This window comes from Sphingobacterium sp. GVS05A (assembly GCF_019969845.1).
Classification (GTDB): domain Bacteria; phylum Bacteroidota; class Bacteroidia; order Sphingobacteriales; family Sphingobacteriaceae; genus Sphingobacterium.
On sequence record NZ_JAHXYR010000004.1, the window covers coordinates 244,896 to 256,304 of the forward strand.

At 41.4% G+C, this 11,409-nt stretch carries 5 protein-coding genes; all 5 read left to right on the top strand.

Annotated elements, in window-relative coordinates:
* The first annotated feature begins 227 nt into the window (after positions 1-227).
* Complete coding sequence (locus LC454_RS11610; RefSeq protein WP_223582510.1) at positions 228-3,329, top strand: SusC/RagA family TonB-linked outer membrane protein; 3,102 nt, start codon at positions 228-230, stop codon at positions 3,327-3,329.
* 116 nt (positions 3,330-3,445) lie between these two features.
* Positions 3,446-4,960, top strand: a complete 1,515-nt coding sequence (locus LC454_RS11615; RefSeq protein WP_223582512.1) for a RagB/SusD family nutrient uptake outer membrane protein — start codon at positions 3,446-3,448, stop codon at positions 4,958-4,960.
* 289 nt (positions 4,961-5,249) lie between these two features.
* A complete protein-coding gene (locus LC454_RS11620; RefSeq protein ID WP_223582515.1) occupies positions 5,250-8,339 on the top strand; it encodes a SusC/RagA family TonB-linked outer membrane protein in 3,090 nt (1,029 codons plus the stop codon).
* 11 nt (positions 8,340-8,350) lie between these two features.
* Positions 8,351-9,919, top strand: a complete 1,569-nt coding sequence (locus LC454_RS11625; RefSeq protein WP_223582516.1) for a RagB/SusD family nutrient uptake outer membrane protein — start codon at positions 8,351-8,353, stop codon at positions 9,917-9,919.
* An 18-nt stretch (positions 9,920-9,937) separates the two neighbouring features.
* The gene (locus tag LC454_RS11630; RefSeq protein ID WP_223582517.1) at positions 9,938-11,392 is read left to right on the top strand and encodes an alpha-L-fucosidase; all 1,455 of its coding nucleotides are present in this window, start codon (positions 9,938-9,940) and stop codon (positions 11,390-11,392) included.
* Positions 11,393-11,409 lie beyond the last annotated feature (17 nt).

The following is an 11,409-nucleotide window of genomic DNA, read 5'->3' on the forward strand; positions in this document are numbered from 1 at the left end:
TCAAGCTTGTTTTTTTGACCTAAAAGTCGAAATCGTTTTCGCATTTTTAATAGCCCAATTCATTGAAGGCTACTCGTTTTTTAATTACCTTGGAAACAAATAACCAAACAAAAGACGACTATGACTTGATCAAATCTTTGAAAATTAGATTTGGATTCAAACGAATTGCTCAAGGAGTGAATCCATCAATTTAAAACGTAAACCCCAAAACACTAAACAGTAAAATTATGAAATCAAAGCTTTTCAGAAGAGGGCCCTGTGCGCTTATTCCCTATGCTTCCATGGCAATATTTTTGTCACCGGGATTATCATTGGGGACCACTAAGGGCGAAAACAGAGGTATCTATTATCAAATTAATCAGGAAGAATCAGAAATCAGAGGTAAGGTTGTCAACAAAGACAATTCTCCCTTGCAGGGAGTTTCTATAAGCGTGAAGGGAGTCCCCGGCCGGAGTACACAGACTAACGATAAAGGTGAGTTTATGTTAAAGGTACCTGCGAATGCAACATTAACTTTTTCTTCCGTTGGTTACGCTGGGCAAGAAATTAAACTTGGGGCGAATCAAAAGACGGTACAGCTCACCTTACAATCGAATGAGTCAGTTATGGATGAGGTCGTTGTCGTGGGCTATGGAACACAACGAAAAAGTGATTTAACAGGTTCCGTGTCTTCCATTAATGCGAATCAAATTAATGCATTTCCATTGGCAGGTACTGCACAAGCATTACAGGGGAGAGCCCCTGGGGTCTCAGTGACCAGCACAAATGGAGAACCCGGTAAAACTCCTCGTGTTCGGATTAGGGGTGGTAGTTCCATCAATGCGAGTAGTGATCCATTGTATGTGGTTGATGGCTTTCCCGGTAGTTCGGCCCCTGCTCCCGAAGATGTCGAATCTATCGAAGTGTTAAAAGACGCTTCTGCAACAGCTATTTATGGCTCTCGTGGTGCCAATGGAGTGATCATGATAACAACGAAAAAAGGACGTTCGGGCAAACCTGTTATTGAATTAAATAATTCCTTTGCTTCACAGAAAGTAGGGAAGCGCCTTTCGCTATTAAATGCGTCGGAATTTGCCTCTTATATTAACGATACCTATAAGAATGCTGGGAACAATAATCTACCATTTAAAGATCCTGGATCCCTGGGTGAAGGAACTGATTGGCAGGACCTGATTTTTAGAAATGGAAATCAGTTGAATAATCAAGTCTCCGTGTCGGGAGGCAGTGACAATATCAGGTATTATACTTCCGTCAGTCATTTTGGACAAAAGGGAACTGTGATCAATTCGGATTTTAGAAGACTTTCCGGGACTTCAAATTTAGAGATGAAGGTCTCTGATCGCATCAAAATCGGAACAAGACTGCTGTTTAATCGCAATAAATTAAACGGTGTAAGAACACAGGAAGGAAGTAGCGGAACGACAGGTGCGGGAGTAATCTCCGCAGCCTTGCGCTTTGAACCTACACAGGGAGTTTACGATGATGAAGGAAAATACACCTTGAAGCAGTTCGGTGACCCGCATGATAATCCGGTAGCTGCTGCTATGGAAAGGAAAAACGAGGTGATTACAGATCTGTTTCAGGGGAATGGATTTGTGGAGTTGGGAATTCTCAAAAATCTGATCTTTCGTAGCACCTTTGGTGTACAGGTCAGCAATCAACGTACAGGTAATTATGTCTCAAAAGAACTTGTCGAAGGAAGAAATTTCGGTGGAGTTGGATCGATCGCGGCACATAAAAATACCAATTTGATTAATGAAAACTTCCTGACATATACGCAAACCATTCGCGAAGACCATAATCTGAATGCGATGGCTGGTTATTCCTATCAGAGTTCTAGAAATGAAACCTGGCAGGCTAATAATCGAAATTTCATTTCAGACAGCTTTAGCTATTGGAATCTAGGTGCTGGTTCCAATTATCAAAATGCATCTTCGAATCTTGAAGATTGGGTAATGTCTTCATTTTATGGACGTTTAAACTACAATTACAAAAATCGTTACTTTATTACTGCTACAGGTAGGTATGATGGTTCTTCGAAGTTTGGTGACAATAATAAATGGGCTTTCTTTCCTTCTGGGGCGCTTGCCTGGAACCTGAGTCAGGAGCCGTTTATGAAATCGATCGATTGGCTGAGCAATTTAAAATTGCGAACAAGTTATGGCGAAACCGGAAACTCGGAAATTGGTTCCTACCAATCCTTGGCTAGATTTTCACCTACTTTGACAACAATGGGCGGAAGTCCAGTTAACGCAGTGCGTCCCACGAATGTCGCCAACCCAAATCTGACTTGGGAAACGACCAAACAAACAGACGCTGGATTGGATATCGGTATTTTAAAGAGCCGAATCAACCTATCAGTAGACTATTATTACAAAAAAACGATCAATCTCTTGTATCAGGTGCCACTGCCGCTCTATTCAGGTTTTACTACGGCACTCCAAAATGTGGGAAGTGTACAAAACAAAGGTTGGGAATTTGGTTTGCAGACAACCAATCTCAACGGTGCCTTCGGATGGAAAACAGATTTTAACATCAGTTTCAATCGCAACAAGATTTTGCAGCTTCCTGGAGGCGAGATTCGATATAATACGATCCCTGGTCACATGCTTTCAACGGATTCGCAGCTGCTACGTGAAGGAGAGGTACTCGGCGCATTTTTTGGATGGGTGACAGATGGAATTTATCAGCAGGGCGATGATTTTAGCGCACAACCAAATAAGAAACCTGGAGATATTCGCTATAAGGATTTATTTGGGCGCGATAAAAATAATCAATTGATAGCCGGTGCAAATGGTGTTGTCAATGCCGACGACCGTACGATTATAGGCAATCCAAATCCTGATTTCACCTTCGGTTTTAACAATGATTTTAAGTATAAGAATTTTGATCTGAATATTTTTATGCAAGGAAGTTATGGCAATGATATGTTGAACATCACACGAATGGAACTGGACTGGATGGCCGGAAAAGGAAATGCTACAAAGGATGCACTGCGACGCTGGACACCCGAAAATACCAATACCGACGTACCAAGGGCAAGCTCAACCAACAATCCCGAAGTTTCCTCGCGCTGGGTAGAAGATGGCTCTTACCTCCGGTTAAAGAATCTTGCTCTTGGCTATAATTTTTCAGAAAAGTCACTCGAAAAAATTCATTTAAAATATTTAAGAATATATGTCAGTGCACAAAATATATGGACATGGACTAACTACACGGGTTTTGATCCTGAAGTAAGCTATCAGGATTCTAACCGAAATGTCGGATTAGATTACATGGGCTACCCCAATATTAAATCCTATACCCTTGGCTTAAATATAAGGTTTTGACATTACTAAGAACCATCTGAGTACCATTGATGGTAGTTAAATGAAAAATAAATAATTTGGGTGCAGCAATTTTCAGCTAGATGCTCGAAATAGGCACCTGTTAATAATTCATGCTCATGAAAAAGATAACTATATATCGTATTATACTTACGACGCTGTGTTTTACCAGCTTGTTTTCCTGTACCAAACTGAACGAGGAACCGGTAAGTATTTTGGATCCCAAGCAATATTTTAAGACCGAAGCGGATGCAGAAGCTTCAGTGATGGGGATTTACGGGCTTCTAGCCAATGCAGATTTTTATGGACGGCGATTGACCATGGTACTGCAATTACTGGGTGATGACATTGATATTGCGGATATTGGTACGCAATCTAGTCGGATTCAGTTGAACAGTTTTACACATGATGCGAGCAATCAGGATCTACTCGCGGTATGGAAAACCGCTTATCTGGGTATTGGCGCTGCAAATGCCGCAATAGATGGTATTCCAGCCGTCACAATGAATGAGGCTAAAAAATCCGCCCTCATTGCCGAAGCGAGGTTACTTCGGGCGCTATATTACTATCACTTGGTTCAACTATTTGGGGATATTCCCTATATTGGGGAATTCGTCAGTGATCCAAGCAAGGTAATTGCTATCAGCAAAACTCCAACAGCAAAGGTTTATGAGAATATCATCGCAGATTGTGAATATGCAATAGTGAATTTGCCAGATACCTATGCCAATAACAACAAAGCAAGACCATCCAAAGGCGCCGCTCAGACTTTGTTGGCTTCGGTCTATATGGTCTTGAAAAAATGGGATGATGCCGCTAAGATGGCTGAGGCTGTAATCAATGATGCAAACAAATACCAGTATGCTCTGGTCAAAGATTATAATAGTCTATGGGATGCTAATCTTGGTTTTCAGACCGAGCATGTTTGGGTAGTTGATTTTCTGGGGGGAATTACCGGAGAAAATGCATCCAACCAAGATTATACGGCGCCGATGACTGGTGTGCGGGATGCCGATATGTTGGGATGGAGCGTTATTGTACCATCAAATGGCGTATATGGTAGCTTTTCTGATCAAGATTACAGAAAGAAAATTAGCTTTCTGACCGAAACACCAATAAAAGGAGTGATGACACCCTATCAGAAATGGAAATGGCCTCGTATACATACAGCAAAATGGTGTTTGCATCCGGGCACTAATGCTGGAGCGGATGGCTCTGACTCCGATATCAAACATGTTATCTTTCGCTATGCTGAAGTTCTTTTAATGGCAGCTGAAGCATTAAATGAAAGTAAAGGCGGACCAACGGAAAAGGCATATAGCTATATAAATGCTGTTCGGGCTAGAGCAAGGTATACGCCACAGGGAGTACAGAATTATCCTGCAGACTTAGCAACGGGTATGTCGCAGACAGACTTTAGAAAGGCAGTGCAGGAAGAACGTCGTATTGAATTAGCTTTTGAATGGAAAAGGTGGTACGATATCAAACGTTGGGGACAAGTAGTAGATGCATTTACTAGGCAGGGAGCCTATGAAAGCCAGCCAAAAGTAAAAGATTTTCATGCACTGATGCCTATTCCTCAGGATGAAATCGCACGTAATACAAATTTACTGCCCCAAAATCCAGGGTATTAGTACAGCAATATCGGATTTCTTTGGTGTTAAATGAAAGAAAATATCAACTTGTAAATAGGTTGATATTTTCTTTTTAAGGATAGATAATACCTTTTTTATATCATCGTCAAGAATGAAACAGCGATTGAAAATTTAATTTTCTTCAAAATCCGTTTAATTCTACTGGAAATCAAGAAAAAAGACATTTTTTCCACCTATTCGAACGAAAAATCTCCCTCTAGAGACCGACTATTTTTGATATTTGGTTTCATTTATTGAGTTCAAAATAACCACATAAACCAAGAGAACTATGATAACACCGATAACCAAAACGGTAGGGAAGGGTTTGCTTTTATTTTCGCTGATGAGTATGGCTGCACCAAACGTGTTTGCACAGTCTCAGCTAAAAATATCAGGAAAAGTAACCTCACCTGCAGGCGAACCACTTGCAGGGGTGACAGTACAGATTAAAGGCGCAAAGAATGGAACCGTTACAGATGTATCCGGCAATTATCAGATTCTTGCCAAGGATATTGATGTATTGATTTTTTCACTGGTAGGTAGAGAAAAAACAGAAATCGCTATTGATAAAAAAGATCATATCAATCTAGTACTACAAGAGTCAAGTAGCCTAATGGACGAGGTCGTCGTTGTAGGTTACGGAACACAGAAAAAGAGCAATTTGACTGGAGCGGTTGCTGCAGTAGACGGAAAAGTACTGAATAAACGAATTGCGACTAATCCTACACAGTTACTTCAAGGGCGTATGCCGGGACTTCGTGTGACACAAGGATCCGGAGAGGCAGGTAATGAAAATGTGAATTTACAAGTTAGGGGATTAGGTTCTTATGGTGCTTCTTCCGCACCATTGGTCATTGTGGATGGGATTCCCGGTAGTTTGGAGAACCTGAATCCACAGGCGATTGAAAATATTACAGTATTAAAAGACGCCGCCTCAGCAGCAATCTATGGAGCAAGAGCTGCAAACGGTGTGATCCTCGTGACAACCAAACAGGGGAAATCCGGAAAAGCACAACTGAGCTACGATTACAATGTTGGAATAACAAAGGCTTCAGCATTACCTGATTTGGTCTATAATTCGGTAGATTATATGACCCTATATAATCAAGCTGCTAAAAATTCTGGTATCACCAATGCGAATTCGCTGTTCAGCCAGGAAATGATTGATGCATATAAAAATGCGACAGACAAAACGCTTTATCCTGACTTTAACTGGTTGGATGCCGTGTTTAAAACTGTACCCGTACAAACGCATAATTTAAGTTTAAGTGGTGGTGCTAATGGAACCAATTATAACGTCATCCTTGGTTATGTCGATCAGCCCGATATTATGATTGGTACTTCCTTTAAAAAGTATAATCTCCAATTGAACCTGAACTCGAAAATCAACGATAGAATAAGTTTTGGTTCGAGTATTACATTGAATTATCGTGATCGAAAATATCCGAGAAACGGAGCTGAAGATCAATTTCTGTCAACAATAAGCCAATCTCCGTTATATGGTCCTGTGCTTCCAGATGGAAGTGGCCGATATACTTCCCGAGCTTACCCATTTCAGTCACCCAATAAAAACCCCGTTGCGGTTGCAGACAACGCATTGACTAGGCTGAACAATTACTTTATGCAGGGCAATATCTTTGTGAACATAAAGCTATTGGAGGGTTTAGAATGGAAAACCAGCGGTGGTTTAACCTATAGTTTTAACAAAAACTATACAAACAAACCAGTGATCAATCAGTATATGTGGCAGGCAAAACCAGATGCACTGCCTGCACGCCAATTGGATGTCGGAGGACAAGGATTGGAGGTGACTGATGATAACAATGTATATCCTGTGGGGTATACCCAACTGACTTACGACAAGTCATTTGGAGACCATAATTTGAAAGTATTAGCCGGCACACAAGCAGAATATAACAAGACGCAAAAATTATTCGGTAGCAGATTGCAATTCCCTAATAAAGATCTGCTTGAATTGGATGGTGGTGGTGCCGGACAACAGTCAAATAGTGGCGTGACCGATGAATGGTCTTTAAGATCTTATTACGGTCGGTTAAATTATGATTATAAAGGCAAATACCTGTTGGAGGGAAATGCCCGTTATGATGCTTCTTCACGTTTTCCCGAAAATAGAAAATGGGCCTTTTTCCCATCCGTATCAGCAGGATGGAAGATCTCAGATGAAGCTTTTTTTGGCGAACGGCTTAAAGAGACAGTCAATGAAGTCAAACTTAGAGCTTCCATCGGAACCCTCGGTAATCAGAATATCGGAAACTATCCCTATCAAACTGTTTACAGCTCTGCTTTTGCCTATCCATTTGAAGAAACCCTACAACAGGGAGCACGTCAGGTTGCTATGGCAAATGAACGTATAAAGTGGGAAAGTACCAAAGTATTGGATTTTGGTATTGATCTCGGATTCTGGAATAATAAGTTGACAGCCTCTTTTGATTGGTACAATAAAGTGACCTCCGATATTCTGTCATCATCGACAGCATTCCCTTCCTATATCGGTCTTACTGCACCGACGGTAAATTATGGAACCTTGCGTAATAGGGGGATCGAACTCGGACTTCAATATCGTGAAAAAATTGGGGAGGTATCCTTAACATTAAATGGTAATATCCAGGCCAATAGCAATAAGGTTATAAAATATGGCGCTGAACGTATTTCAGGCAATACCATTATTCGGGAGGGGTTACCATATGGCAGTTTCTACTTACTGGAAAGTGTAGGAATATTTCGCTCGAAGGAAGAGATCGCAAGTGCGCCAAAACAACAAGTCCCAGCGCAACCTGGCTATTTGAAATTTGCGGATGTCGATGGTGATAACAAGGTGGACAATAATGACCGCGTTGTAGTACCTGGGGCATTTCCAGATTTTGATTATTCATTTAATGCCACCGCAGTATGGAAAAACTTTGATTTTACGGCATTTTTCTTTGGATCTCAAGGCCAAAAAATATTTGTTAGCGAATGGGGAATCGTTCCTTTTAGACAAGGCGGGACTTTCACGCGAGAATGGATGGACGCTTGGACACCGGAAAATCCAAATGCATCGTTACCGATTGTAGGATTAGACAATTCACCAGCAGCAAATAATGTACGGACGGCCTCTACATTTTTCTTGAAAGATGGATCTTTCTTACGATTGAAAAATATTCAAATAGGTTACAGTATTCCACAGAATACATTATCAAAGGCAGGTATTTCGGGATTACGTGTTTATTTTGCCGCAGATAATCTGGTTACTTTTTCGAAGTTCCCAGGTTTAGATCCAGAACGCGGTGTATCGTCCAGCGGTGGAGCAACCTCAGGACGTTATGTAACCCATCCTCAAAATAAAGTTTTTGCATTTGGTGCAAATATCACCTTCTAACTGATGAGATCATGAAAATTAAACTAAAAAAGACATATCTATATTTTTGTTTGGCGGCTACCACAGCGCTGGGCAGTTGTGCTAAAGATTTCTTAGATAAAAACCCAACGGATAAAATACCTGAATCTACTTTTTGGAAAACTCAAGCGGATGCAGACCTTGCACTATCGGGCGTGTATGAATTCTTATGTAGAGGATATAATTCTACATCTTCTTCCAATGCCCGGGGGGGCTGGGGTGGGGCAAGCATGTTCTGGGACGGCTTATCCGATGATGCATTCATATCAAGCACATCCAATAATTTTAATACAATTTCTAGAGGTGGATTGACCTCAACGACAGGCGGTATGCAAGCGGAAGGTTATGAAATCTCCTATCAAGCAATCGCAGCCTGTAATAAATTGATTGCCAATATAGACCGTATCACCAGCATGAGCCAGCAGGATCGGGATCGCTATAAAGCCGAAACCCGTTTCATTCGTGCGCATTATTATTTTTTACTGACTAATCTTTATGGTGATGTGCCACTGACACTTGAGCCACTAGGTTTGGATGATGCCAGCGCTAGACTGGGAAGGACTGAAAAAAGCAAAGTTTTAGAGGCTGTTTTAGCAGATCTTGATTATGCCATTGAAAAGTTGCCAAACACCGCATATAAAGGACATGCTGTCAGGGGTGCCGCACTCGGATATAAAGCAAAAGTATTATTGACAAATAAAAAATGGGCTGAAGCTGCTGCAGTAGCAAAGATGGTGATGGATGAAAACAAATTTTCGATCTATCAAGGTGGCTATAGGGATTTATTTAGAAAACCTGGTCAAAATAGTAATCCTGAAATTATGTTTTCAGCGCGTTTTCTACCACCTAATATGTATAGCCCTGCAGATATGATGTATTCCTATTTAATGACGGTACAGCCGCTGGGGTATCTGGTTGATTCCTATTATTGTATTGATGGCAAGGATATCAGTACCTCTGCCAAATATGATGCGAAAAATCCCTATGAAAACCGTGATCCCCGATTGAAGGCATCTATTATCTATCAAGGGGTATGGCGTGGAACGACAGCTTCTTCCGCCTTTGATCCTGTAGCAGCGGATGTTAAGGGGGGCTTCTTGCCCAGGAAATATATCAATGAAGCCAAATGGCCAACCAGCTACGCTACACAAAGTGATCAAGATTGGGTATTTCTTCGTTACGCGGATATTTTGCTGATGTATGCAGAAGCAAAAAACGAAAGTGCTGGACCTGAGCAAACAGCCGTCGATGCATTGAATCAGGTACGATCCCGTGCAGATGTGAAAATGCCTTTGCTGCAATTTAGTTCCGGATTGACAAAAGAAGAATTTCGCGATATTATCCGTCACGAGCGACGTGTTGAATTGGCTCTGGAAGGACAGCGTTACTTTGATCTAAAACGTTGGGGACTTATAAAACAAGTCATGGACAAAACCAAAGATCCCGATGGTGCAATGCGCTTATTTGCTGAGCGGGATACTTTATGGCCTGTGCCACAGTCCGAAGTAGATATTGCTAAAAGTTTGGGAAATGATAAATTTACGCAGACAAAAGGTTTCTAAAATATAACCATTATAGGCATGAAAACTAAACTCAAGATGTATAAAATACTATTCCTGATACTCTTGGTCTCAGGAATATCAAGTGGCGCATCAATGGCGCAAGAGAATAAGCTACCTGATAGTCTACGGATGAAATGGTGGGAGGAAGCCAGATTTGGTATGTTTATCCATTGGGGCGTATATGCACAATTTTGCGGTGTCTATCGTGGTCATGAACAAGCTCGGGGTGGAGCGGAATGGATTATGAACCGTTCAAAAATTCCAGTTGACGAATATCAGGCAATGGCAGGCCAGTTTGATCCTATACAATATAATCCCGACGAATGGGTGCGAATGGCGAAAGATGCCGGCATGAAATACCTCATTATTACAGCCAAACATCACGACGGTTTTGCGTTGTTCGAAACCAAAACCAGCAAATGGAATATGGTCGATGCGACTCCTTATGGTAAAGATTTGTTAAAGCCTTTGGCCGCCGCCTGTAAAAAGTATGGTGTCAAATTAGGTTTCTACTATTCACAAGCGCAAGATTGGAATAACCCTGGAGGTTCGGCAGCACGAAAGGTAATGCGAGAAGGCTGGCCCAATCCGGACTCGGCTAAAATAGATGCCTATACCTTAGCGCATAAAGGCCATTGGGACCCAAAGCAAGAAACTGCGAGTTTTGATGACTATATCAAAAATGTATCTGTACCACAGGTGAAAGAACTTTTGAGTAATTATGGTGATATTTCCGTCTTGTGGTGGGATACACCAACAAATATGACTGATGAAGCTGCGAGCATGCTACATGAACAACTGCGCCTGCAACCCAATATTATTACCAATGATCGTTTGAAAAGACCAAATTTTCCGGGGGACACAAAGACGCCAGAACAGAAAATTCCAGATTGGAGCGAGTTGGAAGGAAAGCATTGGGAAACTTGTATGACTATGAATGGAACCTGGGGATTTCGTACGTCTGACCATAAATGGAAGTCGGCAGAAACATTGATCCGTAATTTGGTTGATATCGCATCAAAAGGCGGGAATTATTTGCTCAATGTCGGCCCGAAACCAGATGGAAGCTTTCCACAGGAAAGCATAGACAGATTGGCGACGATAGGCAAGTGGATGAAAATCAACAGTGAAGCAATTTATGCAACCAAAAGCAGTCCTTTGCAACCCTTTGAGTGGGGAAGATGCACCATGAAGGAACAGGGCGACAAGACCCTGCTTTACCTGACCATATTTGACTGGCCTCAAGATGGAACGGTCGTTCTTCCAGTAAAAAATAAAGTTTTAAAAGCTAGTTTTTTAGCGAATGGTAAGACGCTTAAAGTGAAATCTCAGTCTGATACGATCAAAATTGACGTTTCAAAACAGGCAATTGATCCTGTCGCAACTGTGATCAAAATTGAGTTGGCTGGAAAACTAGAAAGAGATAAGATTGCCACAGCAAAGAAAATGAAAACCGGAGCCTTGGATGAATAAGCTGAATCCAAAGATTA

Coding starts and splice junctions, on each gene's coding strand:
- LC454_RS11625 (WP_223582516.1), top strand. CDS start 8,351: ATGAAAATTAAACTAAAAAAGACATATCTATATTTTTGTTTGGCGGCT.
- LC454_RS11630 (WP_223582517.1), top strand. CDS start 9,938: ATGAAAACTAAACTCAAGATGTATAAAATACTATTCCTGATACTCTTG.
- LC454_RS11620 (WP_223582515.1), top strand. CDS start 5,250: ATGATAACACCGATAACCAAAACGGTAGGGAAGGGTTTGCTTTTATTT.
- LC454_RS11610 (WP_223582510.1), top strand. CDS start 228: ATGAAATCAAAGCTTTTCAGAAGAGGGCCCTGTGCGCTTATTCCCTAT.
- LC454_RS11615 (WP_223582512.1), top strand. CDS start 3,446: ATGAAAAAGATAACTATATATCGTATTATACTTACGACGCTGTGTTTT.